This window comes from Ensifer aridi (assembly GCF_002078505.1).
Taxonomy (GTDB): domain Bacteria; phylum Pseudomonadota; class Alphaproteobacteria; order Rhizobiales; family Rhizobiaceae; genus Sinorhizobium; species Sinorhizobium aridi.
Genome location: NZ_LUAV01000022.1, coordinates 86858 through 111485 on the forward strand (window position 1 = coordinate 86858; position 24628 = coordinate 111485).

General features: G+C 58.3%; 18 protein-coding genes and 6 pseudogenes. 13 read left to right on the top strand and 11 right to left on the bottom strand.

Going from position 1 to position 24628, the window contains the following annotated elements:
- Positions 1-100: 100 nt before the first annotated feature.
- The 4 genes from AYK65_RS19440 to AYK65_RS19455 all read right to left on the bottom strand — a co-directional run bounded on the left by AYK65_RS19440 (position 101) and on the right by AYK65_RS19455 (position 3255).
- On the bottom strand, positions 101-583 hold the full coding sequence (locus AYK65_RS19440) for a helix-turn-helix domain-containing protein (RefSeq protein WP_081160188.1): 483 nt from the start codon (positions 581-583) through the stop codon (positions 101-103).
- A gap of 342 nt (positions 584-925) precedes the next feature.
- Entirely contained in the window at positions 926-1768 is an 843-nt protein-coding gene (locus AYK65_RS19445; RefSeq protein ID WP_081159714.1) for a hypothetical protein, read from the bottom strand.
- A gap of 9 nt (positions 1769-1777) precedes the next feature.
- Positions 1778-2503: a DUF6602 domain-containing protein gene (locus AYK65_RS19450; protein WP_081159716.1), complete on the bottom strand. Its 726-nt coding sequence runs from the start codon at positions 2501-2503 to the stop codon at positions 1778-1780.
- The gene (locus tag AYK65_RS19455; RefSeq protein WP_081159719.1) at positions 2500-3255 is read right to left on the bottom strand and encodes a nucleotidyltransferase domain-containing protein; all 756 of its coding nucleotides are present in this window, start codon (positions 3253-3255) and stop codon (positions 2500-2502) included. Before AYK65_RS19455 ends, AYK65_RS19450 begins: the two co-directional genes overlap by 4 nt.
- 553 nt (positions 3256-3808) lie before the next feature.
- Between AYK65_RS19455 and AYK65_RS19460 the strand changes: the two genes are divergently transcribed.
- The gene (locus tag AYK65_RS19460; protein ID WP_081159721.1) at positions 3809-7066 is read left to right on the top strand and encodes an NERD domain-containing protein; all 3258 of its coding nucleotides are present in this window, start codon (positions 3809-3811) and stop codon (positions 7064-7066) included.
- Positions 7067-7221: 155 nt separating this feature from the next.
- Here the strand turns inward: AYK65_RS19460 and AYK65_RS19465 are convergent.
- A pseudogene (locus tag AYK65_RS19465) lies at positions 7222-8361 on the bottom strand (RHE_PE00001 family protein).
- Between the two features lie 237 nt (positions 8362-8598).
- Between AYK65_RS19465 and AYK65_RS19470 the strand changes: the two are divergent.
- A pseudogene (locus AYK65_RS19470) lies at positions 8599-8800 on the top strand (type II toxin-antitoxin system VapB family antitoxin).
- Positions 8800-9181 (top strand): annotated as a pseudogene (locus AYK65_RS33895) (type II toxin-antitoxin system VapC family toxin). Before AYK65_RS19470 ends, AYK65_RS33895 begins: the two co-directional pseudogenes overlap by 1 nt.
- A gap of 26 nt (positions 9182-9207) precedes the next feature.
- Here the strand turns inward: AYK65_RS33895 and AYK65_RS33900 are convergent.
- Positions 9208-9455: pseudogene (locus tag AYK65_RS33900) on the bottom strand (type II toxin-antitoxin system Phd/YefM family antitoxin); the annotation flags it as partial.
- A gap of 147 nt (positions 9456-9602) precedes the next feature.
- Between AYK65_RS33900 and AYK65_RS33100 the strand changes: the two are divergent.
- Together AYK65_RS33100 and AYK65_RS19480 are read left to right on the top strand one after the other, a co-directional pair.
- Positions 9603-9802 (top strand): annotated as a pseudogene (locus AYK65_RS33100) (integrase); the annotation flags it as partial.
- A 1805-nt stretch (positions 9803-11607) separates the two neighbouring features.
- A complete protein-coding gene (locus AYK65_RS19480) occupies positions 11608-11949 on the top strand; it encodes a hypothetical protein (RefSeq protein WP_081159724.1) in 342 nt (113 codons plus the stop codon).
- Between the two features lie 6 nt (positions 11950-11955).
- On the opposite strand, the pseudogene AYK65_RS19485 reads toward AYK65_RS19480, so the two are convergent.
- Both AYK65_RS19485 and AYK65_RS19490 read right to left on the bottom strand, forming a co-directional pair.
- Positions 11956-12520 (bottom strand): annotated as a pseudogene (locus AYK65_RS19485) (tyrosine-type recombinase/integrase); the annotation flags it as partial.
- A 349-nt stretch (positions 12521-12869) separates the two neighbouring features.
- On the bottom strand, positions 12870-13787 hold the full coding sequence (locus AYK65_RS19490; protein WP_081159727.1) for a recombinase family protein: 918 nt from the start codon (positions 13785-13787) through the stop codon (positions 12870-12872).
- 529 nt (positions 13788-14316) lie between these two features.
- Here AYK65_RS19490 and AYK65_RS19495 point away from each other — a divergent pair.
- Entirely contained in the window at positions 14317-15462 is a 1146-nt protein-coding gene (locus tag AYK65_RS19495; RefSeq protein ID WP_081159729.1) for an RHE_PE00001 family protein, read from the top strand.
- Positions 15463-15550: 88 nt separating this feature from the next.
- On the opposite strand, the gene AYK65_RS19500 is transcribed toward AYK65_RS19495, so the two are convergent.
- Positions 15551-16432: an ImmA/IrrE family metallo-endopeptidase gene (locus AYK65_RS19500; RefSeq protein WP_081159732.1), complete on the bottom strand. Its 882-nt coding sequence runs from the start codon at positions 16430-16432 to the stop codon at positions 15551-15553.
- Positions 16429-16788 (bottom strand): helix-turn-helix domain-containing protein, encoded by a 360-nt coding sequence (locus tag AYK65_RS19505; RefSeq protein ID WP_081159734.1) that lies wholly within the window; start codon positions 16786-16788, stop codon positions 16429-16431. The genes AYK65_RS19500 and AYK65_RS19505 overlap by 4 nt, the downstream gene beginning before the upstream one ends.
- A 205-nt stretch (positions 16789-16993) precedes the next feature.
- Here AYK65_RS19505 and AYK65_RS33495 point away from each other — a divergent pair, with 205 nt between their 5' ends.
- From AYK65_RS33495 to AYK65_RS19525, 4 genes are all read left to right on the top strand, one after another.
- Positions 16994-18067, top strand: coding sequence for a patatin-like phospholipase family protein (locus AYK65_RS33495; protein WP_275531675.1), 1074 nt, complete (start codon positions 16994-16996; stop codon positions 18065-18067).
- A gap of 111 nt (positions 18068-18178) precedes the next feature.
- Positions 18179-19117 (top strand): cyclic GMP-AMP synthase DncV-like nucleotidyltransferase, encoded by a 939-nt coding sequence (locus AYK65_RS19515; protein ID WP_210190413.1) that lies wholly within the window; start codon positions 18179-18181, stop codon positions 19115-19117.
- The gene (locus tag AYK65_RS19520) at positions 19110-20939 is read left to right on the top strand and encodes a ThiF family adenylyltransferase (protein WP_081160191.1); all 1830 of its coding nucleotides are present in this window, start codon (positions 19110-19112) and stop codon (positions 20937-20939) included. The genes AYK65_RS19515 and AYK65_RS19520 overlap by 8 nt, the downstream gene beginning before the upstream one ends.
- A gap of 117 nt (positions 20940-21056) precedes the next feature.
- Positions 21057-21557: a hypothetical protein gene (locus AYK65_RS19525; protein WP_081159742.1), complete on the top strand. Its 501-nt coding sequence runs from the start codon at positions 21057-21059 to the stop codon at positions 21555-21557.
- A gap of 9 nt (positions 21558-21566) precedes the next feature.
- On the opposite strand, the gene AYK65_RS19530 is transcribed toward AYK65_RS19525, so the two are convergent.
- Positions 21567-22160 carry a hypothetical protein gene (locus AYK65_RS19530; RefSeq protein ID WP_081159745.1) on the bottom strand — a complete coding sequence of 198 codons (594 nt, stop codon included), beginning with the start codon at positions 22158-22160 and terminating at the stop codon, positions 21567-21569.
- Positions 22161-22319: 159 nt separating this feature from the next.
- Between AYK65_RS19530 and AYK65_RS19540 the strand changes: the two genes are divergently transcribed.
- Genes AYK65_RS19540 through AYK65_RS19550 form a run of 3 tightly spaced genes read left to right on the top strand, consistent with a single transcriptional unit; the run spans position 22320 to position 24618 of the window.
- Entirely contained in the window at positions 22320-23456 is a 1137-nt protein-coding gene (locus AYK65_RS19540; protein WP_244560029.1) for a radical SAM protein, read from the top strand.
- Entirely contained in the window at positions 23447-24037 is a 591-nt protein-coding gene (locus AYK65_RS19545; protein WP_244560030.1) for a 3'-5' exonuclease, read from the top strand. Before AYK65_RS19540 ends, AYK65_RS19545 begins: the two co-directional genes overlap by 10 nt.
- Positions 24034-24618: an AAA family ATPase gene (locus tag AYK65_RS19550; protein WP_081159755.1), complete on the top strand. Its 585-nt coding sequence runs from the start codon at positions 24034-24036 to the stop codon at positions 24616-24618. The genes AYK65_RS19545 and AYK65_RS19550 overlap by 4 nt, the downstream gene beginning before the upstream one ends.
- Positions 24619-24628 lie beyond the last annotated feature (10 nt).

Genomic DNA, 24628 nt, shown 5'->3' on the forward strand with positions numbered 1-24628 from the left:
TTCCCCTTGCATTTTTTCCCCACCCCTTCTATATTGGTAATCGTACACCCCGGTACCGTCTCTGCCCTAGGCATGCGGCCGGGGTAATTTTTTGCCCTAATCACTTGACGTGCTTCGGAATTTGCAAAGCCGCCTTGGCTTCCTTCCGCTGCTTCTTTTCAGCCGCGAATTCCGGCTCAAGCGCCTGAATCTTCGTCACCAGGCCGTCGAGGTGGTAGATATTGCTGTTCCAGTCTCCGGCAGCCGTCTTGCGCATTTCGCGCTTGATATAGCCGGCCTTCTCCAGGGCGCGCATATTGTTCTGGATGGTTTTCTCCGTGACATCCATGCGTTTCGCCAGTTCCTTTTTGGCCGGAAACGGCTTGCGCGTCGGCTCGTGCCAGTAATCCAGGAGCTGGATGATGATGTTCATCTGCATCGCGTTGATGCCGAGGCGCCGCTGTGCCCGGATCAAGATGGAGGGGATGCCCGCATAGCCGTGACTATAAACAGCCTTGCCCCAGATGCGCTCCGTAGAGGACGGCTTCTTGGCTGCGGGCTTTGGAAAATTGATGACTTCTGCATCGGCAGGGATTGCGCTCATGGTTAGATCTCCTTCGGTTGCAAAGAAGATACGCAGGCGCATACCAGCTTTCAATGAGGCGGGCTGTTGGGGGTATGGAAAACGCAGAGGCTACCCCTATCTGCGTTAATTGTGCTGCGTCCACCACTAAAGCTATATGGTCCACGCTGCTTTACTGGTCGGATTTCGCCCCTACCATGGGAAGCCCCGTTCCCGACGGGTGGGATCGCTAATTTCCATACTTAAGCATCATTTTTTGTGCCGCAAAGCGGTTGTAACATGCCGGACACCAATCGGACCGGAAAATGCGCCCTGTTCCGATCCTAATTCGACCGATCCGAAACGATGCAACTCCGCGCTGCTTCACGCTGCAGTGGTTCCCATCTTCTGAAGACGCTCGTGTTCCTCGATGAGATAGGTGATGTAGCTCCGGATCAGATTGCAATACAGCCGCGCCTCATTCTGCTGGATGGCGACCCCGGCCTTGAGATCCATACCGTGACGTACGCCGCCGCCGGTTGGCGAGGACAGATAGCCGTGCAATTTCGTCATCCAGTCAAGGATCTGCTCCTGAGCCGTTCCGCGATTGCCGGATCTCATTTCGCCAATGATCTTGTTGAAATATTTCCCCTGAACCGTGCCATCGCTCGTGCCGGTGCCCCGGAACACGGTCGCGACCGACTCCAGAAGCCAGAGGATTTCAGAAACCGCCTGGCGGCTTTTCCCTTCCTCGAGGAGCTGGTGCGACTCCTCGAGCGATGCTTCAATTAGCGCCTGCGCCTGCGCGTCGAGGGACGGTGCGGCGTCCGGCACGGGAATCGGTGGGGCCTGCGGGTTTGTGGCGACCAGATGGGGCGGTTCGACCCGATAGCCCGCGCCATGTTCCGCAAGCACACGGTTGATCATCGCCACGTCGGGCACGCCCAGGCCGTCATCGGCGCACTCCATGCAGACTGTATAAAACGCCTCGATGAACAGCGGCGCGTTCTCTTCCGCTAGGCGCATTGCGCTATCCAGATCGGACCACGCCCAGCTCAGGCTGCTGCTGCTCCCTGAACCGCCGAACGCTTCCTTAAAGCGTTCAACGATCCTCCAGGTGTTTCCCTGAGAGGCGATTTTCTCGATAAAATCGTAGAATGCGCGCGACAGGGTCGCCGGCGCCGGTCCGGGGCTGGAAAACCGCCATGCGGTGTCGAATTTAAGCATCAGGCGCTCCTAGTCTTCCGCCAGCCAGCGTGCATAGGCCCGCACGTCGATCATCGGCACGGTTCCGATCTCCTGCAGCCGGGCAATCAGTTCCAATAGAAAGCCGGTGACCGACTTCCCGTTGAGCGACACCGCCGTAACGCCGTCGCCGTTGCGGCCGAACCAGCCGTGCGCCGCCACGCACCCAAGGTCGAGCAGACTTTCATCCGGCGCGCTGTCGAGCAGGTCCGTCATGGTCTTGCCCATCGGCGGGCTCCACTCGCTTTCGAACGTTAGGATGCCGCCGAGAATCCAGTGCGGCTTTTTGGGCTCCGACTTCCCGCCGAGCCACGTCACCGCCAGGCTGGTGCGGTCGAGCTTGCGGACGCTCGCCGCCTTGTCGCGGGCATAGCCCACATAAGTCGCGTTCAGCGTCTGCTTAGCCTCGAATACGGCATAGACGCTTTCGGCCGGAATGATTTTGATGCCGTGCATTTCGAAAATCAGCGGCGTGTATTGGCGGTCGTAAATGACGACGTCGATCTGCTGACTGAACGTGCCATGATTATCCACGATATGGGCAGTGTCCACCTGATACCGCTTCGGCAGATAGGTGTTCAGCAAATCGACCCAAACGGCTTCGCTGGCGTCGCCTTTCGTGCCCGAATGGGCGAACGACTTGCGCGCCCGGTTCAGGTCCTCCTGCACCTTGTCATGCAGCCCGGCCAGTAATTCCTGCAGCGACCACCCACTCATCTGACAAACTGCTCCCAGCTACCGTTAAGCGCCTGCCCCGCGGCAGCGCTGATCCTCTGTTTTTCCGCAGCCGTCAGATCGTCCGAAATTACGTTGTTGGTATTGGCCGGATCGACAAACCGTGCATTCGGAAATGTGTCGCGCAGATAGGTGAGGCACGCGACGATCCGATCGCTCAAGGTCGGGTAATTCGTATTGCTCAGCGCCGCGATAACGGCCAGTTCAACGTAGAACGACGGAAAATCCAGCCCTTTCTGGTCCCGCCACAGCTTGATGAGGCGCGACTCCTGCTGCCGGCCGCCCGCCCAGACGGTTGTGATATGCGTCTGGACGTTGGTTTTGGTCCACGTGCTGGCCTTGCGGCGATAAAGGCTGTGATCGTTCGACAAGGCGTTCTGCCGCTTGGCAGGGACTAGGTCCACGTCGTAGCCGCCGACCCTGATGTTGATGGAAACGTTCTGTCGTTTCGGCGCGTATCCCGCCCCTGTGAGCTTGGCGAAGAGCTTGTCGTATATCTCCTGGAGCGTATTAGGCGTGTTCTCCGACAGCGAGATAAACAGGTCGATATCCGTGCCGCTGTGATTGGCGGTTCCCTTGGAAAATGATCCGCTCGGGCTAATCGAAATCAGATTGCCGTTGGCCCACTCGCCAAGCAGTGGCGCCAGAATCCCTTGTACACTCCTCACCGGCGAGGAGGGGCCGGTATTAACGGCCTCACGGGCTAAGATCCCCTGCAGGTAAGCGTCGCTCATGCGTGTGGGTCCTTTAAGGTGGGAGTGTAACGTCACATTTTACACTCCATCCCGCAAGAAGCCTGTTCGCGGCCGATCACAGATCAGGACAGGCAGCGAGCAACGTGGGCCGCTCCACGCCCGTCGTCCAACATTAGGCGGTTTGAGCTGGACTATTGCGTTTGGGACATCTCAGAACTTGACTCGCGGCCGAAATGGAGGCCCAAAGTCATTGGACAGATCCATCGCAATCTTCCCGATACTCCCGAAGGCCATAGCTTACAAAGGGCTTGATGGCGAAAAAAGCGGCGAGCCCTCATTCGGCATCCAGGCACGGTTGGACGATTCGAACCGACGCCCCAAAAGCCCGCCTGCGATCGGTGAATGCGCCAAATACGTCCGCCCAATGTTTGCCGGATAAATTCTTCTGCGGCTGAATTTAATGGTGGTAATCCAAAGCCACGACTCAGCTCCGTCCGTGGCGACAGGGCGGGAGCTTTCCACAATTCGCGCGGCAAGCCCGTCCGGATTGGCGTTGGTGCGAGTGAGCTAAAACTTTGTTACAGTAAGTCGCATGAGTTACGATGAATATTTAGACGTTTTTATTGGCGACCCGATCGCGCACGGCTCAGAAGGAAAGCTTCTCAGAGCTTTGAGTAAATTCTCCAACGAGAACAAACAGCCACTTCTGGTGTTCGCCAATTTTGAGCTTTCAGGCCGGCAGTTCGACTTCGTTGTCATCACAGCTGCCCGCGTTGTCGTCACTGAGGTCAAATCAAGTGCCTTTCCTGTGCGCGGCAATATCGAGGGGATTTGGGAGTACGCGACAGCCGATGGCGGCTGGGCAACCGTCACCAACGGCTACAAGCAGGCTCTCCAGCGGAAGAACATCCTTCGCGATGCCATGGGGCGCTTGCCGGAAAGATTTCATCCAGAGGCGCACGTCGTTTTCAGCGACGAAATTCCAGAGGGCTCCAACCTCACGCCTGGAAACTTCAAGGTGCAAGTTGGCGGTTTGGAAGACTTTCTCATGGCTATTTCTCGGGAGGACGGCAATCCCTGGTCTCTTGAGGAATGGAGGCAATGGGCCGAACGTCAGCACCGCAGGCGAGTGCCATTGACCGAGGCATTTGACAAAGCACCTGCCGAATTGATGAGCCGGTATCGTGAAGCTCTCGTCAGAGACTATCAGCCGCAGGCAGATGGCTGGATCGCGCCCAGCGATCAACAACGAGAGGCCATTGCGTCCGCACTGGTTGGGGGAAGTGCCGGAGCATTCATCACAGGCCCTTCGGGATGCGGAAAAACTATGATGGCGAAAGCGGCGGCGGTACATCTTTCGCGGAATGGTATGGTAGTTTTGTTCGTGCAGGCGAAAGATATTTCGGTATCGCTTGCCGACGCTTTGAAAACCGAAATTGCGCTCGTTGCCGATATTCCTTTGGGCTCGCTGCTGAAAGCAATCCGGCAGACGTCTGCGCGTGTGTGCATCTTTCTTGACGGCATAAACGAGCTGCCCGGTACCGTCTTTGAAAAGACGCTTCGCGGATTGAAAATCCTTGCCAGGAGATACGGAGCACAGTTGATCGTCACCAGCCAGGGCAAAACACCGACCATTCTCGAAGGACTGGCACTCATCACGGTGAGTGAACCGGATGATGACCTGAAAAATAGAATCGCGACATCCGCAGCAGCATTCTCTCTCTCTGCTCAGGCGAAGAAGGTTCTCACAGGGGTGCGAAGCGGCCTTGAGGCGAGAATGGTGGCCGAACTTCAAGGAGAGCTTGGTCTTGATGCGACAAGAAGCACTCTTGTTGATCAGATCATCCGCAAACGCTTGGGAGAGAAAGCGAGAACCTGCCATGCCGGTCTGAGATCCTTTGCCCTTCAGCTCTTTGGGCAGTTCTCTTATTCGATGACCGAGACGGCATTCGACGATATTATGATCGCGAATGGTCTCGGCGATGAACAGTGCGAGACAATGCTCTCATCCGGCCTGCTTGAACGCCGCGCCGGCCGCATCTCTTTCTTTCACGAGATGTTCCTGTTTGGCTGCGCCGCGCAGGCCTACGGGCAGCTTGCCCGTTCGGAAACAGGCGCAGTGTCGCAAACGCTGAATACCGCCTTTGCCGAAGCCCTGGCACCGGATGTTTTGGCGGCGGTCGACGATGAGGCCACTGCCCGTGAAATCCTGGGCTCCCTGACGAGCGCTGATATTTTAGCAAAATGCGCTATGGGCGAGTCCGGCCCGGTCGCAAGGTCGGCATCCCGAAAAATATTAGCCCAAGCGGCATCCCAGATATTTTTCGACATCGAAAACCTGCGATTGGCGCTTCGTGTGCCCGAGGACAAGGTCAGTGTCGAGTGGGAGCAACTGCCGGACTACAGCAAAGAAGAGATCGCACAGTTCTGCGGTTTGGGCATTGCTGCAAAATACGGCGTTATGGTCGAGGAGTACCTGAAGCTATGCCGCGCTATGGATGCTCAGCTCCTCTCGGAGCGCAAACGGCTGGACGATGATGCCCGACGGTACAATGCCGGGCTTCGAAGCGTGAGCTTTGGACTTGCGTATCTCGGCCTGTATTCCGGTTGGAAATCGAGCTTCCGGCTGATGGTTGGAGCTGCCCAATCGTTTTGGGAGGATGTTGGCCAAAGCGATGTTATGCGCTCCAAACATTTGATGGATTTGACATCAGGCGAACTGCATTTCGTCGTCGAACATAGGCATTTCCTGTACGTGGGACATGAATCGTCCTTCTGTGAGCAACTCGCTGAGGTGATTACGGCGAGGTTCCGGCGCGAACCATATCATGTACAGCTCGCCATCCTGCACGCCGCCGGTTTCGTTCGTCGGGCCTCAGACGCGGCGCTCGCCACCTTGACCGAAGCGCTCAAGCAACTCGAGCCGAACGGTTTTCACTTATTTATAAGCACCAGCATCATTGAGGCGCTGAAGCTTTTGGGCGCTCTTGACGAGGAGGCGGAGGAGGCGCGAGAAGGGATAAGAGACCAGCTTCGGGCCGCGCTGGACGGCGAAGACGAAGAAGATACCTTTGAGCAGGCGTTGTCGATCTACGTTGCCCAGTTCGACCACCCCTTCGACGGCATATATTGCGAGGAGGTCAACGGCCTTTCGGATATCGAGAAGAAGCGGTTGGTAACCCGCGCTTTTCAGGCTGATAGCGTTCGTCACTCCCTGTCGCTCAAATGGCTTGCGACCGCAGTGGCAGATGAAGATGACCCTTCGGATGCGCCACTGTTCGTCCCCTATGCGCGCTATCCAGAAATTAATCCGCACTGGCAGGACGAAATCGCGGTTTTTGTTCTAGCGACGAGGTTCCTGGCGAGACATGGAGTCGAATTGGCTGAAACGCCCACGGATGACGATCGCCAACGATGTTTCGTACGCCTCCGTGAGATCGTAAGGTATGCTGAAATTCGTTCGGAGGCTGCCTTATCTGCTGCAGCTGCCGCCTGGGAAGCGTTGCTGCTTATACCTGCTCCGATCGTTATTAGTTGTCTGCATGACGTCATTCTGGAGGGGCTTGAGCAGCGCTCGCCGATGTCTGAGTCAAGAAGCTATGGATCGGTAGAAATTTCTCGACTTTTTCAGGCGGAATTACTGAAAATTGCACGGCAGTTCCTGCCTTTGGGCACTCCAGCATTGGACAGTCGCGGCGGCAAAGATGAGCGCGCCACAGCATGGGCAGCCAGCCTCGTCGGGGAGCTGGGCGACAGGAGCGATTTGGGAATGCTGCGAATTCTCCTCAATCAACCAGACTTCGCGCGATCGGCGACTGCTGCCATTCGCCAGATCGAAATGCGCTGCTAGGTTTCTGGTCCCCACCACTCGGTGCATTGCGCTATCCACGACGCGGCCGACGTCGTGCAACAACACTATGGGCGGTTTCCTACCGCAGGTTAGGGCGCCACTAGTTGCGCGGAACACTCGACCAAATTTTGAACGGGTGTGAAAGCGGTTCAGGCCTATAAGATCCCCCACGCCCGAAACCTCCCCCTCCCCGTCATCTCACGCAGGCCGAGTTCCAAAACAATCCGCCGCGCCGCCTGCGGCGTCATGTCGAGCGTTTGTCCCACCATCCCGGCCGACACAAGCGGCTTTGCCATGACGAGCTCGACCAGCTCCGGCAAGTTTGACGATGCCCGGCGCCCTTCCAACTTCCGGTCCATCATAGTCCCGGCCAGCGTCAGCCGGTTATGTTCTTTCATGCCGATCTCGGCGGCCGCGATCAGACTATTGGCGATGGCGAGCAGCCGGGTTTCGCGATCGCGATGGCGGCGCCGATCGACGGGAATGGTTTTGAGGCCGAGATTGATGGCCGCGAGATGGGTGCCGGTCGTGATGCCGGCTTGGCGCAGGATCGAGGCGCAAAACAGCCGGCCGAGCCAGGGCGCGTGCTGAAGGACGGAAAGCTCGTTCCAGGCATCAAGGGCGACGATGGCCTGCAGCGCCGCAGGCAGATTTTCGGCCTGTCGCAGCACGCCGCGCCATTCGTCGAGCCGGACATCCTCGTCCCAGTCGAGATCGTAGATCATCGGATCTTTTTCTGCGGCGCCGACACGGCCAGGCCGTGTTGCGTTGTCGATCACCGCATTCGACCGGGCCAGCACCGCATCGATAACAGCATAATCGACACCCGGTAGGTTCTCCGCGTCATCGTCATCAATCCCCCTCCCCTTCTGGGTCGACGACGACCGGCGGGCGAACGACGCCGGCAGGCTCCACTGCCTCGGCGCCGACCGAATTGATGTCCGACGTTTGTCGCAAGGTTCGGATACCCTCTGCGGACAGAGCCCAACCTGGTGACTGCCCGGCAATGCGCCGGCGGGTGCGCAACACGTCGCGGGCGATGGTGAGTTCGTGGGTTGGGGTGCGGGTGTCTCGAAAAGCGTCGTGGAGGACGAGGTCTTCGAGATGGACGAGTTCGCCGTCGATCCAAAGGGAGGCGCATGCGTCGGCGAAGTGGGTACGCTCGATCCAGCCCTGCCCGACCGGCGAGCGGGTGATACGCTCGTCGAGACGGGTCAATTCGACACCCGCGCGAAAAGCCGGCTCCATCAGGGCTGGCATGCTGAATTTCGTAAATCGTAAACCATTGAAATCATGGTAAACGATTTGCTAAAGGAACTCTATCTATAAGTTAGAGTTCTTCACTGGGTATGCTTTTGAGTTCGAGTTTCAACTATCGATAAGGACCAAGTATTGATTGTGCGACTTTGCGGCGAAGGTGATGGCTTTTCGCCAAGTGCCCCCATGTTCTCCCCGCGTTCGAGACCTTGATTCTCCGCTTGCGCCTGGAGTCTAGGTAGAAGCTAGACAAATAGGAACCAAGAAACCAACCAATGGCCCTCAGCATCAAATGTCCAGAGACGGAAACGCTTGGCAAAGGCATTGGCCGAAACGACTGACGAAACCATTACGATGGCCACCCCCCTTATCGAAGAACTCGCTGCCAGCCGTCAACGATGGGCGAAGCTGCCGGTGCTGGACAACCGCTCTGCAGATGAGATCTTGGGGTATGACGAGAACGGGATCCCCAACTGATGGTCATCGACACCTCGCCATCGTTGCCTCGTCTTCGAGGAGCCCGAACCGGAAACCTTCGAGCAAAAGGGCATCGACGCTCCACGGCGCTTCATCTGGGCCGCAACACTCCTGGAACTCGCAATTGTCATCGAGGTCTGCCTCGGCGAAGCAAGGACCGCAGAGCTTGATCTGTGCCTCCATAAGGGCGTCGAAATCGTCGCGTAGACGTGAAGCAGTTCCTCGTGGCGCGGCGTGCCTGGCGCAGCTACGGCCAAAGGGCGACATCCGGCAGGTCTGAATTATGGCGACTGCTTCTTCTATGCGTTGGAAAAGACGCACGGTGAACCGCTGCTATTCAACGGTGACGGCTTCTCACCTACAGACAGAGAGGCGGCATGATGAAGAAGTGGCCGAACTTGACGCCAGTCGGCAGCATTCTTGTCCGTAAAGCGTTCGGCATTGAGATGATGAGACGGGCTCCATTTGGGCCTGTTCGACCGACTCTTGCGCCGCCTCGATGCGGCGATCACGCCGCGAAAGGCGCAGATAGTCCATAGGCGATGAGCACGGTGCGTTCGGCCGTTCTTTGTGATGATCACCGTCTCGCACAAAGCGGCGTCCTGATAGGCTCGGAAGTCTTTGAATCCGCAGCGACGGTCACTGTCGACGTCAAACAAGCATCGAGGGTCTTCCGGAACTTTTGCACGAATATTGGAGGCTGCGCGCATGATCAATAGCCATAGAACGGCAGATCGGAGCAGCGAAGCGGTGCATCACCGGCCGAGGAACTCGCCCCATCCTGCCGACCCTCCCCTCCTGCCCGGCGCCAAGATCGCTGCTCTTGAAATTCATGGCCCTTCATTTCCCGGATCGGTCGTGCGCAGCGAGGATCCGACCCACGGCATGACTGCGGAGGTCGAGGCTGAATTGTGTGCGGAGAAGCTGCTCAAGGCCGACGGCCCGCACTTGCCGGGCATGCTGCGGCGGCTGTCCTCCTGGTCGACCCTAACGCGCTGGCGCCGGTCTTGGAAACGATGCTCCTCTTCAGCAGCTTCCCATTTCGGCGCCTTCTCTGCCCTGATGGGAGATTTATCGGGTTCGCCAGGAACCGCCGCAGTCTGCAACACCTCGACGCCATATATCCCTGTTAGCTGAATGTCCTTCGCTGCGTGAAACCAGCACCCAGGACTGCCACCGTCTGGCCGCCCTGCTCTCTCCCGGAGCTTATAGCCGGTCCCTAATCAGTTCTTCGTGGGCGGTCTTCATGGTAAATCGCTCTTTGCCGACTGAGGTGGGTGGATGACGTCGGGCGGCAGTAAAGCCTAATGCGCGTCTGATGGGGAGGTTAGACACCACGCGTGCTTTGAAAACGGCAGCGGTTTCTTCTTGCAGCTTCAAGCGAATACTGATGCCCACAGTGCCGCGATTCACTCAACCATCTCAGTTTCCTGCTGCGAGAGCACCTTCTTGATGAGTGTCGACGCTCGCGCTCGCCGGCTGAAGTGCCTTTTCGGCCGTGGTGGTACTCTGATCGTCCTTGGTCGCTCCAGTCAGCGCAGGTTTCGGCGTACACGAAGGTGTGGCAGGCCTGCCGAAAGCTCTTGCCTGTCTCTTGCTCGCCGAAACCAAAGCTGACTGCTTTCTCATCGACTGCGAAAGGGACCCTGTTCACTGGTGGATCATGAGCGAACGTTCCCATTCTCCCCTTTTTGATGCAAATGTCCTTCTCTTATTGAGGAGAAAAACCCTGACAGCTGTCAGGGTTTTTGATCTCGGGCGCGCCCTCCTTTGTGGCAGCGCGGCAATCAGTCTGTTGATCTTTTCATTACATTTTCAGCAAGATGCTTGGATTAGTCGTTTCCCACGACCGAACGCCACACTACGATCTCCGGATCCTGCATTCCCGGATTGGATCGTCTGCGGTTCCCCGCGTTGGCAGGGACGCACAATGGGCAGATCACCTCGGAAAGGACTGCGCTTGTGTCATTGCGTTTGTCGAGGAAGGTCATGGGAATACGCCAAGCGTTTCGGGGTGTCGCCACGCTTCGTGAACAAACTGATGAAGCTCAAACGCGGCCGGATGGCTGCCACCAAGTCATTTGTGCGGTGCTAACCTGAGCGCGCAGTGCGATTGGGCATGCAGTCAGCGATCATCACGGCCCGAATCGGGCCGGTGCGTGAACTGCGTATCCTTGGCGCCGCCGGTTCCTCAAGGCATCGAAGCAATCTCTATTGTGGGACTTTGAACGCTGTTCAACCGGTCGAGACTGGGGGGCAGCGTTATCGTGCCCACGGCCCTTCGGCTGCAGGAGACTCGGACCTTCACCGCCCGGCGTAGGTCACATGGCGCCCCTCATGTCCATGCGCATTTCCCACGTGTCGAGTTTCGCTTCGAGTTCACTGAGCGACGGGCGATGCTCTCTGTGGTCAGCCCTCGGGGTAGAGGAACCCGCCTCCGCCTGACTTCCTGCTCTTCCTAGCGGCTGCGAGCGAGGCGGCTACGAGGGTAATGAGAGCAGTCGGGGACGAGTAACGCTGACATTCAAGCTGTATGGGCGCCGTCGCAAGGGAGGGAGCGTTCATGCATGGCTTCTCCGAGGATTACCATTGCGCTGGTCTGATTCACTGTTAGGCGCGGCCCTCTCGTCACCTTGTCGCTCCGTGACGCACCGCCGCCTTCGGGGCACCGCGCAGTTGCTCAAGCGCTTCAGGCGAGGCAGCGATGCGGAAGCCCCATCTTCTTTCCTCCAGCGTAGGAACCTATCCCGATTTTGCCATTCTTATCGTTCAGTTCCCGCAAAGAGGAATTCCATGGAGGAGGGATCGTGGAAGTCAGCGCCAGTGACCGCGAACTTATCGCGGTGATGAGACAGTATTTTGCGGCCAAAGCCGAGCTGGAGAGCTTGAGAACACAATTGGAGGCGGTACGACAATCAGCCGACGAGGCGATCGGCGTGTTCTACGATCCCCGCCAGAACGCCGAGCACGCCGCCGACCTCGAACGCTCGCATCGCCTGAGGGGAGAGATGGCGTCGCTGATGCGGCGTGCTGAAGCTTGGGGCAGGGCAGCATCGGGTGCTGACCAGCACGATAGATCGGAGGCGGAAGCGGAACCGGAAGAATGGCAATCGTTTGAGAGGCGAGCCGAGGCATTCTTCGGCGGATAGTCACGCTTAGACGATCAGCCGGGCCGCTCGTCCATTCTTTCGTTCCGCGTTGTTGTAATAGCTGGCCGCTTGGGTCAACGATTTGTGCAGCGCTTGCTGCATCGCTTCGGGCAGCGGAATACCGCGGTTTGCCGCCTCTGCAGATAGCCAGATCTTAAGCCGTGCGCCGAAAACAGCGTGGATCGAGCCCGCCCTGCTTACAGCGCCGTTTCACGATCAGGTTGACCGACTGCGGCGTGATCGCCCGCCGGTCGACATTGCCCCACTGGTCGATGCGTCGAAACACCGGTCCCTCCCTGATCGCGGCTTCGGCCAGCCATCGCTTCAAGGCGGTGACCGGCCGGCCGATCAAAAGCACGTGCTCGCTGTCGTCACTCGTTGTGGTTTTGGTGCGGCCGAGATGAATTGTGATGCAGGGCAGGGGCGGGGAGTTCTTGTCGTTCGCGTCGGCGCTGACCGGCTCCTCGTCGACGAGATCCTCGATCCGAAAGCCCCGCCACTTCCGAGCGCGACGACCGCCGGAGGCAAGTGCGGTCAGGAGCAGCGCCTGGTCACGCAGGTCGTCCAGCCGATTGCGGCCAAGGGCATCTGCGCCGCTATCCACGCTGCCTCTCCCCTGGCGGGCCGCCTCTATCGATGCCATGGCAGAGCTTGCAGGTCTGGTCGAGCGTCGTGATGTCGGAACCGTCCCGCCCTTCGTGCATGAGGCCTTCAGGAAGATCCGGAGAGGGGAGGGAGAGCAGGCGCCGGGAGAACCCGCCGCCGCGTCCCAGGAGGAAACCGCTGAGCTAAAACTGCGGCCGATGGCGATTACCGTCGCCTGGCGCTGCAGGTCCTCAATAGCCAAGCTTGGAAGACCATGCCGGCGAGCAGCGGCAGGAAGAAGAATCACGTGATCGGTCGCCTGATAAACCGTGCCCTCAGCGGCGGATAAGTCCAAACCGGTGTGCTTCGTCCAGCAGGTCCCGGACGGAGGAGGGCTGCCATTTCTTGCCGCCGCGCGCAGGGCGTTCTCCCATCTGGTCCAGTTGAGCGGCAATGCCGCGAAGCGACAGATCGGGATCGGCAATGGCGATCGCCGCCACCACCTTCATCAGATGGTCCTTGGGAGCGCGGCGAGGGGACCGGGCGAGAAGCTCTTTTTCCGCGAGCTTTTCGCGGACCAAGCGATGAACGGCGCGACGAAGGCGCTCGACGGTCAAGTCGTGGCCGCGGCGATTGAGCACCCGCACGACATTGTCCCAACTGTGCTGAGGCCGGAGTTGCCGCACCATCGGCAGCCACATCTGCGCGGACGCAATGAGCTCGTCGAGATAGAGTTTCTCGCGTGCTTTTGAGACTGCTTTGATTGCCTCCGGTCGTCGTTCTCGCAGGCCGGGGTTTCCAGGGAGCTTGCCGCGCGCCTTCGCCGCCTTGATGCCGGCTTTGGTGCGTTCGGCGATCAGCGCTCTCTCGAGCTGCGCGACCGCACCGAGAACCTGGAGGGAAAACATGCCCTGCGGGGTCGAGGTATCGATCGGATCGCGGATCGATCGAAAATGAACCCCGCGTTGCTCGAGATCCTCGATCACTGTCAAGAGATGGCTCACCGATCGGGCCAATCGATCGAGGCGGACAACGACGAGGACGTCTCCCGCAGTGAGCTCTCCGAGCAGCCGCGTCAAGACTGGCCTGGCGCGCGATGCCCCGGAGCCATGCTCCTGATAGATCCGATCGCAGCCGGCGGCCCGCAGCTCGTCCATCTGGGCATCGTGGACCTGGACGTCCGTCGACACGCGGGCATAGCCTATCAGCCGCTTTAGAGGCTGTTGAACGTTAACTCTTTGTGGCTTCGCCATCGCGCTTTCAACGGCCTTGTTTCGAGGTGATTTGTACAGACAAGAAATGCGCGAGAAATTGTTCCTTTGCAAGCGTGGTTTATGGTCGAAACGGAAGGCCGTACAGCGCGAAATCTGGTTTGCAAGAAGTCGGGCCGTCGAAGATTGAGAAACCGCTTCAGTGGCCTTCTGTGGCCAAAACGTCGGGAAACCAGCCGTCTCGAAGAAAGCCGAGCATCGCCCTGTCGCTTCAGGCGAGCCTTGGATCTGAAAAACGATCCGGTGGCGCTCCGCGGCCGGGCGCTCGGGAGAGGTCCAGTCCACTCGACCCGGCAAATTGAGTCGCTGAATAGGGGTGGGGAAGGGACTGAAAAGCCCGGATTTCCGGGGGAATCCACCGATCCAGGAGGACCGACAGTAGGCGATTTGCAGTTTCAAATCCGTCACTTCCGATAAGCATTACTTATCGGAAGTGAGGCGTTGTCGCCACAATATCATCCAGTGACGAACCATAACTATCCACTAGAGTTCGTTTAGCAAATCATTTACCATGATTTCAATGCGTTACAGTCTTGCCAACTTGCCACTCCAGAGCCTGTTGCGGCCCATATCGGACGCGGGCATCGCGCTGGCGCGTCTCGACGAGCGGGTCGCTCGCTCGCCGGTCGGGGAAGGGTGGATTGAACGCATGCATTTCGCCGATGCCTGCGCTTCGCTGTGGATAGACGGTGAGCTCGTGCATCTCGAAGACCTCGTTCTTCACGACGCCACAAAGGATGTCCGCACGCCCACCCACGAACTGACCATAGCCCGCGATGTCTTGCGCAGCCGCCGGCGGATTGCGGCGCAGCCATCCGACTGGGCGCTGTCGGCCGACGGCCTTCGTAGCCTCCGGGGCCAGGCGTGGCCGGCAGCATCAGATGGTGCGGCCAGCGCCGGGGGGAGAAGCGGCGGCGGGTCGGAGGTCGAAGCGGCCGCAGCAGGGGAGGGGGAGAATAACGGCAATGAAGATGCCAATCCGCTCGACGCCGAGTTCGCCGCCATCGATGCGGTGCTCGCTCGTTCCGACGCCGCCATCGAACAAGCGAGAGCGCCCAGCCTCGCCGGCGCTCGCGAACGAGATCCGTTGGTCTATGATCTCGACTGGGACGAGGACGAGCGGCTGGAGGAATGGCGTGGCGTGCTGCGGCAGGCACAGGACCTGCCGGCGGTGCTGCAGGCGATCGTTGCCCTAGATGCCTGGAACGAGTTGGCCGTGCTACAGCATGCGCCCTGGCTCGGCCGACTGCTGGCGGCCTCGATCCTGCGCCAGGGCGGCGCCACGTCAACAGCGCATCTCGTTGCGTTCAATCTCGGTCTCAAAACCATCCCCGTCGATCGTCGTCGGCATCGCGATCATGAGACCCGGCTGCTCGCCATTGCCCAAGGGCTGATCGCGGCGGCCGAGATCGGGATGAAGGAGCATGACCGGCTGGCGCTCGCGAAAACGATGATGGACCGAAAACTGGAAGGGCGCCGGACGTCGTCGAAGCTGCCGAAACTGGTCGAGCTCGTCATGGCAAAACCGTTGGTCTCGGCCGGCATGGTGGCGAACACCCTCGAGGTGACGCCGCAGGCGGCGCGGCGGATTGTTTTGGAGCTCGGTCTGCGCGAGATGACGGGGAGGGGTAGGTTTCGGGCATGGGGGATAGTTTGATGGCCGTTCTTCGAAAACGTCGTCATCAGCGACTAGCATACCGACCGAGTGCATTTTGTATCGAGCGCCGCCATTGCATGTGTGATGCTTAGCGCTTGAAGCGTGGCGTCCAACTTTCAATCAACTCCTGCTGCTCGTCCTCTTCGTCAGGCTCCAATTCCTGCCCAATCTTGGTAGACGTGAGAACAGTCAGCACTTTTCCGTAGGTGCCAAGGCCAAGGGACTCCTCCTTCACCGTCTCGCGTGTGGGGCCTCCTAGCCATTCTCGGACATCGATTTCATCCTTGACTCGCTCGCCGGCGGCGACACGCCTCGGATCAGCGGCGAGCGTGGCAGTTACAGTCCCCAAGGGCAACTTGATACCCTTACGAAGCCAGTCAAGCTTTGGGAGGGATTTCATGGCCTCGGACATGAAGCAGTAATCGATGACACCGGCGGTGCTCATGATTACGGCGGTAGCAGCATCGCCGACTTCTGCATATCGGATTGCCGCGGCCGTCCTTGAGGCCACACAAAGATCGGCGACGGCTTCGATTGCCGACAAGCCGGGCTCGCGGCGGTCGATTTCCTTGCGGAATGGCTTTTCCGGCATCAGCAAACCAGCTGCGAAATGGTCGGCCTCAAGCTCATAGGGATCATTCGTGACGAATCCGCCGCGAGAAACGTGAACGCCGTTCTGAATAACTTGATCTACGTGACCCGGAAGAAAATAATGGCCAAGCTCGTGGGCCACGCTGAATCGTTGAAACCCTTCGCTGCGGATATGGGTCGCATAGACGATGCCGAAGTCGTTTCCGTGTCGGAGCAGCATTCCTGAGACGCCATCGACCTTTTCCGGTTTGCCCTCCACCATGATGTCGCGGCTCGCGGCAATTGCAAAGGGATCAACCGGAAGCGATAGGAGTTCCTCCTCCTTGAGCAGAGCCTCAGCAGCCTGCCGTGCCATCTTAAGGCTGAATACCTTGCTCATCCACCCGAACCCTTTTTCTCAGCCGCGCGTCGCGCGAGCATCTGCAGAAAGTCCTTCGCAATTTCACGGTCATTTCCTGTCAGCTTGCTCATGTCGCGGAACAGCGGGTCGCCATCCTTTGCAAGTTCTGGTTCTTCGGATCGCCCCAGCAGGTAATCGGTCGTAATCTCGAGAGCGTTTGCTAATCGGCGAAGTGAGTCGAACGACGGTTTGCGTGTACCTGTCTCAAAATGAGCGATGGAGCTTGCTGGCATCCCCGCTTTTTTCGCGAGTTCATCCTGATTGTAACCTCTTAGAATCCGGGCACTTTTCAGCCGTTCCTGAAAAATTTGCGACGGGTTCTTTTCTTCTGGCATGTCTACTCCGGCATGTAAAACTTGACGAGTTGTAAACCAAATCATATATGGTTAGACAATTATCTCATGTCGAACGCGACAAGTGAAGAGAAGAACGATGGCGGCAGGTAATCCAGATGCAGTTGTAGCTACCGCGCCGCCAGACAAGGCGGTCGTTCCGTCGCGCGAGCGCCCCTTCCGTGTCCTGAGCCTTGACGGCGGCGGAATGCGCGGGATCTACACCGCGGCGTTTCTCGCGCGGCTTATCGATCAGTTCGCGCGCATTCGCGGGACAAACGCGCTCGATCTCGGCGCCGGCTTCGATCTCATCACCGGCACCAGCACTGGCGCGATCGTCGGATGTGCTCTTGCCGTCGGACGTCCAATGCAAGAGGTTGTAAGCCTTTATCGCGATCACGGGCCGAAAATCTTTCCACATCGCATTACTGGAAAGCGCAGCGCTCTCTTTCGTGCGGCACGCGGAAGCCGGTATGTGCGCCAGGGGGATCAGGCGCTTCGCGAGGCGCTGACGAGTGTCCTCGGCACCAGGACGATGCTTGATGTTTTCCAGGCGCGCAATATTTCCCTTTCCATCCCTGCGGTTCTGATGAGCACGCACCGAGCATGGGTTTTCAAGAAGACGCCGCGTAGTGGTGTGCGGGACGACCTCTATCCTCTCGTCGACGTCTGCATGGCGACAAGTGCCGCGCCAATCTACCGGTCGCTTGCTGCGATCGATGATCCCAATTCGGCCGGCGGGCCGAAGCAGGTCTTCGCCGATGGCGGGCTCTGGGCCAACAACCCGATCATGGTTGGTCTCGTCGATGCTCTGACCATTGCCAGACCCGATCAGCCGATAGAAATCTACTCGCTCGGGACCTGCCCGCGTCCCGAGGGCGACCATCTTGACGAAGAATCGGCTCATCGGTCGATGCTTGACTGGTCTCTCGGAGCCGACGTCGCCCCGTTGAGCATTTCCGCTCAGGAATTTGCGTTCGACAATATGGCGCGCCTTCTCGCCAATGCGATGAGCGACTGTGGGCGCTCGATTCGGCGCGTCAGGTTCCCGAACAAGGCAGTCCCCGCGAGCATGATGCGTTATCTCGCTCTGGACGATACCCGTCCTGAGGCGATGGATAGGCTTGTTCACCAGGCTCACACGGATGCGGATTTGACGAAAAGTGCCTGCGATGATCGCAACAACCCCGATGGGGCGATGATCTTGAGTCTGATGAATGATCTACCGGCTATGCCGGTATCGGGTGTTGTGTGGCCGACTGATGATGGCCGGAAAGGATAAGGCATGTTCGACTGTTCAAAAGATGTCCGGGCCTACCACGACCAGGATGTGACGCTGCCGCAGACCGAGCAGGACAAGATGCGCAATCGGCGTGACGCCAACCGGACGCGTTTGCGCAACGGCTTGCAGAAGGCGGACAAGCCCGGCCCTCTGGAATTCGTCAAGCAGGGCAGTTACGCGATGAAGACGATGGTCCGCGACCCGGACAATGATTACGACATCGATGACGGCGTTTATTTCGCCAAGGAGGAACTAGTCGGAGAGCGTGGCGCCGAGATGACGTCTCTGCAAGCGCGTTCGATGGTGCGTGATGCTGTTGACGACGGAAAGTTCAAGCGGGCACCAGAGGTTCGTTCGAACTGCGTTCGAATCTTCTACGAGGCGGGCTATCACGTCGATCTTCCCGTCTATCGTCGCGTCACGACGTCCACGATCTTCGGAGACGTATACCACTATGAGTTGGCGGCAAGCAGCGGCTGGAAGCGATCCGACGCACGCGATGTTTCGGCCTGGTATGAAGCCGAGCGTTCGAACTCTTCCGATGGCCGTCAGCTGCGCCGCATCAATCGCGACCTGAAGAAATTCGCGCGTAGCCGGTTCAGCTGGCGTTCATCGATCTTGAGCGGTTTCGGCATTACCGTCGTCTTGACTGAGCGCTACCAATATTCCACCCGTGAAGACAAGTCGCTCTACGACACGATGGTGTCGATCCGAAACAGGCTCAATTGGAACCTGGAGATCGCCCATCCGGTAACGCCGGAAAGCTACATCACCAACGGAAATGATGACGCGCGCGCCCGATTTTTCCGCGACAAGCTGACTGATGCAATCGATATGCTCGCACCGCTGTTCGACACTGACTGCACCCGTGAAAAGGCCTTGAAATGCTGGGACAAGGTCTTTGCAACTACCTTTTTCAGTGAACGGCTGGAGGAAGAGAAAAGGGCCAATGCATTTGCGCCCGCGATCATCGGATCAGCGGCTCTTCTCGGTCAGGCAGCCGCTGCCGCCGCTGCGGTGAGCAGCGCAGGTGGCGGACGCCATGCATGACTTTAATCCATCGCTTGAATGGCGACAGGCCGCGCTTCAGCTCGAGGCGCGGCTGCGGGACCTTCTCGGTCAGGCGCCAGAGCGATTGGACGGTCACACGATTTCGACCTCCTATCCCAAACGGAGTTGGGTCGCCGCCTGGAGAGTGAGCATTAGGTTTAGCGACGGCAAGACACGGCGTATCGATGTTGTTGCGACGGCAGCGTTTCCCAGAATCCCCGTTCGGACTGCGTTGGTAGATCATCCCGAAGCCTTGACCTGGCCGCATGTTGAGGGTGACGGGATCCTTTGCTTGCTGCCGAATATGTCGGAGGTCGATCCCGATGATCCAACGGCCGTCGCCGAAAATCTGCTGATCCGGTCGGTCGGTCTGATCGAGGAGCTGTTGCAGGGCGATATCATTGAACGGGACTTCAAAGAAGAGTTTCTGACCTACTGGGCCTACAAGACACATTTCGATGGCAGCCGACTGTTCAGCCTGATCCGCCCGATACCTCCATCGCGCCCCGTCTGCGTTTGGAAAGGTGAGGGCATCACCGTCGTCGGCGAAAACGAGGAGGCGCTTCTGACATGGGTTGCGCGGAGGTTTGGAGAAGGCGCAACGGGTAACACGGCGCAAGGCGCATTCCTATGGATGGAAACTCCACCGCTTCCTGCACAGTATCCGGACACGGCAGCCGACCTCTATTCGCTGGCGGCAGAACTAGGACCCGATTCCGTTAACGCGCTCGAGGATGCCGCACGTCAAATACCTGAAGAAATTGTTACGGTCCTTGGCGCCGAAGGCCGTGGCGGCGCCGGCCTTATTGCCGTCCGGGCATTGAATCCGAAGTTCGCACATAGTCGACCATCACCGGTCGCTGAGCCAGTGACGAAGGGATTTCGCGCTGGCAAGGCACCGCCAATATTAATCAGTCAGCGATTTTTCGGGAGGACGCCCGTGGTGAGATCGTCAGTGCAGCGCGCGGATTCGGCCTGGATACACGGACGCGGGCAGGACCCTCGAACCGAGAGGCTTCTCTCCTCCACTGTCGTGGTCATCGGTTGTGGTTCGGTCGGAGCGCCCGTCGCCTGCTCGCTGGCGCAAGCTGGCGTCGGTCATCTCGTTCTTGTCGATCTCGACGAGTTGAGCTGGCCGAATGTCGGCCGCCATCCTTTGGGGGCGACTGCGATCGGCAAGAACAAGGCGGTTGCCCTGGCTGAGCGCTTGCAGATGGATTACCCCCATCTTCTTGTCGAAAGCCGGTCAGATGATATGACCGCTCTCCTGCAGATTGATGCCGAATTGCTCGCCGAGGCCGATCTTATCATCTCGGCGACGGGCAGTTGGGCGGCGGAGCATTCTCTGAACGACTGGCATCTCAAGCGAGGCAGGAAAAAGCCAGTCCTCCATTGCTGGACTGAAGCGCACGCTTGCGCAGGACATGCAGTGGCAATAGCCGAAAACGGCGGATGCCTGCAATGCCATCTTGGCCGTACGGGTACCCCGGATTTCAAAGTGGTGGATTGGCCAGACGGTCTTGGTCAAAACAAGGAAGAGCCGGCGTGCGGCGCGCATTTCCAGCCTTACGGCCCTGTGGAGCTTTCATTCGTGAACGCCATGGCCAGCGACATGGCGCTCGACTGCTTGATTGACGCGCCGACTACCTCCTCCCATCGAATCTTTGCTGCCTCGCAAAAACGCATTGGGATGCTGGGTGGGGTATACAGCGCTGACTGGCGTTCCGAGTTCGGAATAAAAGATGGGGACGGTAGGGTGGTCAATCGCGACTGGAGCGGGCTTGGTTGCGCCGCTTGCCACCGGTCGCCTCCAGATAAATAATGATGATATCAAGAACGACGCGCCTCTGGCTGACTATCTTAGGGAATCGGAATTTCAAGCAAAGGCAGTCTGCGGAAGCAAAGAAACCGCGCCTGCCTGTTTTGTGAAAGCCAGGAAATGGCAGATCGCATTGCACATACCAGTCGGGGCAAGTGGTCTTCGCCAGGAATTCCACACAAGGGGTGGACTTGCGTAGGTATTGATGATCTTGAAGCGCCGTCGCAGGAATGCGAAATGTGCGAAAGCGTTGATGTGCGCTATGTTCATTACATGGAGCATCCGGACTATCCGGAGACACTTGCTGTGGGTTGCGTATGTGCGGAGCATATGGAAGACGACTATGTCAGGCCAAAGCAGCGGGAGACGGGAATGCGTCTGATTGCCCGCCGGCGCAAATCCTGGGCGGGGAAGAAGTGGCGTGTTTCGCAACTCGGCAATCATTTCGTCAATATAGAAGGCTTTAATCTTACCGTCTTTGAACGCGCCGAAGGTTTTGGAATCTCTGTCGCGCGTCGCGGAACGGATAGACATCAGACTGGTAGGAAGAGTTATCCGACGCGTGATAGCGCGAAAGCCGCCGCACTAAGCGCGCTCCTATGGGCGAAAACGCATCTGTGAGCAGCCGCCTCATCGAAGCACTGATGTCATCGACGCAAAGCTCGATTGCGCCGGTGCTCCCGCGAGATAGATATCACGCAGATCCGGGTCACGGCTGCGAGCGAGCATTTCTTCGTGCTCAGCTTCCTTCCGACGGGCGACGCGAGCGGTGGAAGGATCCCTCAGCATCTGATTGACAATGGCTATTGAAGCGGGCGGTCGCGAGAGATGATAGCTATATTCTGCTGCACCCGGCCGCAGCGTCTCGTCGAGGATAATAACGGCGCCCGGAAGAGTAACGTCGGGCCGGTCCATAACGTAAAGGCCAAGATCGACCTTCATGCCGTCGAATTCCAGCCAGGCATGCGAGATCATGATGTCGTCGGTACCATCGTTGACGTACCCGACAATGGTCCTGCTGACTATTCCATGCGCCTCCGAGAGATATTTCTCGAGTGTCATGGTGATCTGATAGCAGGCCCCGGTAAAGTGGTGCGGCAGGATGAAACGATCGAAGAGATTGATCGCTGATTCCGCGACGATACGGTGTTGGCCTTCGTGGCGATCTAGCAGAAGCTGTCTTGCAATCTCGTAGGATTGCCTCCGACTTTTCGCCTCGCCCATGTCTGTCCTCCAATTGCCGGCGTTGACCCCCAGCGCCGAATTGGAACTACGGTTTATGCAGTATCGCATAGATTGCAAGTGCGGTTAAGAACCGCACTCGGCAGCCTTGTATTTTCTTTTGTCGTCGTTCAGTGTCAGGTTGTGGTTGGGGAGGGGCTTTTGGCTGAAATTGATTTTACGCGTGCAAAGTCCGTTCGTCGCGCACCCGACGATCTCCCGACCAGCCTCCGCAATTATATAGACTATCGAAAATCGGGACTGAGCCTCAACCATGTTGTTGGGTGCCCACTCGACTGCGGCTACTGCGTGCGCCACTTGTTCGAAAACTTTTCGATGAAACGGCCCCACCTCATTGTTGATGACGAAATCGCTGTGCAGGAGTTGGTCGGCCATTGGGCGTTCCGAGTTGGCGTGACACCCATCCAGATTTTCAACCGAGCGACCGACCCGTTTCTTCCCGGAGTGAAGAAACATCTGTTTAGGACGCTCGAAGCTCTCGACAGGCGAGGATTGAGCAATCCCGTGCTGGTGATCACGCGGTGGCGAATTGAGCCATCCGATGTGCATCGTCTTGAAGCGCTCAAAAACCTTCAGCTGACGATCCTGGTTACGTGGTCAGGGATCGATGATGAACGGGTCGAACCGGTGTCCTCGGCTATTGCGGCCGAGAGCCTGGAGGTGTTAGCCAAGTCGGCCTCTCGCGTGAAGAAGATATTCTACTGGCGTCCAATCATCTCCGGTTTAAACGATACGGTCGAACACTTCGAATCCGCCCGCCAGCTTTCGGACTTGGCAGACGCGACAGTCTTCACGGGCCTATTCTACCGGGAAGAAATTCGGGCCTATTTTCGCGATGCCGGAGTCCCCGACCTATACGCGGCCGTAGCAAGGCGTAAGATTCTGCCGCGGGACACCGAAAGACGGATTCTAGCCCATTTCGAGGACAAGCCGATCTTCCGCAAAACCTCGTGTGGTGTCGCTTTCGCCCATGGTGTTCCCGACTTCAATGGCCATTTCGGTATCAGCGAGATCTGCGACATCTGTCCGGAAGCCCAGCGCAAGATCTGCAGCGAACATCACTATAAGCCTGACCTGGAAACCGTGAGAGAGCTCGGACGGGTCGTATCGCTGGCGCGCGTCGACGATATCGAGATCTCTGATCGCCGCATCGAAGTTAGTGGCAGCTCCGAGGCCCAACGCTATTTCATGCAACATGCATTGAACTTTCAGGTCCACGACCGGGCGCAGCCCCATAGGCTCAATCGGCACGGCCGAGCGGAGGTTGGATGGGAATGATTTGGGAAAAGGCCTGGGTGGTCGATGTGGAAGGTAACGGCGCGACCCCTCCCGAAATTGTCGAGATTGCTCTGTTAGAGCTTGTTGATCTGCGGCCGAGTGGCCGCGCGTTCCATTGGCTCGTCAAGCCCGAGCAACCCATCAGCGCTGCTGTGACTAGGATCCACGGTCTCACGGACGAAGATGTCGAAGGTGCTCCGAATATCGACGATATCGCCGAAGACATCGTTAGGTGGACCGACGGAAGTGTTATTATCGGCCACAACGTGCGCGTTGAGCTCGACGTCATTGGCAGGTCAATTCCAGAATGGAAACCGTCAGCAGCAATCGATACGTTAAAGCTCGCTCGGGCGCTGCGCCCCGGCCTCGATTCCTATAGTTTAGAGAAGCTCGGTTCCGCGCTGGGCCTGACCGCCGAGGCGGAGCGCCAAACAGGGCTGAAGCACCACTCAGCCCGGTTCGATGTCGCACTGACGGCCCTTCTGTTTGCTTTGCTGCTCGATCCGCTGGATCGAGAAGGGCGCGATTTTCTCACTCGTGAGGCCGATATCCTTTTCAAGGCGCAGGAGAGTTTTCTGTGAGCGTTAGGAAAGTTAAGGTCGGCATCGCCGGCACGCATTCAACCGGAAAATCGACCTTCCTCGAGCAATTAGATACTCTTCTTTCTGTGGAGGGGGTTCGGATCGGTCGGGTGGGCGATCTGGCAACAGCTGCTCGGGGCCGAGGTTTCCCTATTCTAACGGACCATAATTTCGAAAGCACCCTTTGGATCATGGCAGAGGGCATGAGGCAGGAGGCCGAAGCCGCCTTGTACAGCGAGGCCATTCTTGTCGACCGGCCGGTTTTTGACGCCCTTGGTTATCTCTATGCGGCTCTCGAAATCTCAGGGCGATCGTTGCCGGATCGGCAGCTCGAGGAACTCCGCTCGATCGCCGTCGCCCACGCCGGAGACTATGATGTGCTTGTCATGACGGAGCTTGATCCAGGAATCAGTCTTGGGGAGGGGCGCGACAAGAACGAGGAATTCCGGATTGCAGCCGGCAACAAGATCCGTGCGATCGCCGAGGAAGCCGCCCTGAAACCTGTCATCCTAACTTCTACCAATGGTTATGAAGTGTTGGATCAGGTTTTGGCTAGCGCCCGGAGGCACTTGGCGGAATAGGCTAGGGAGC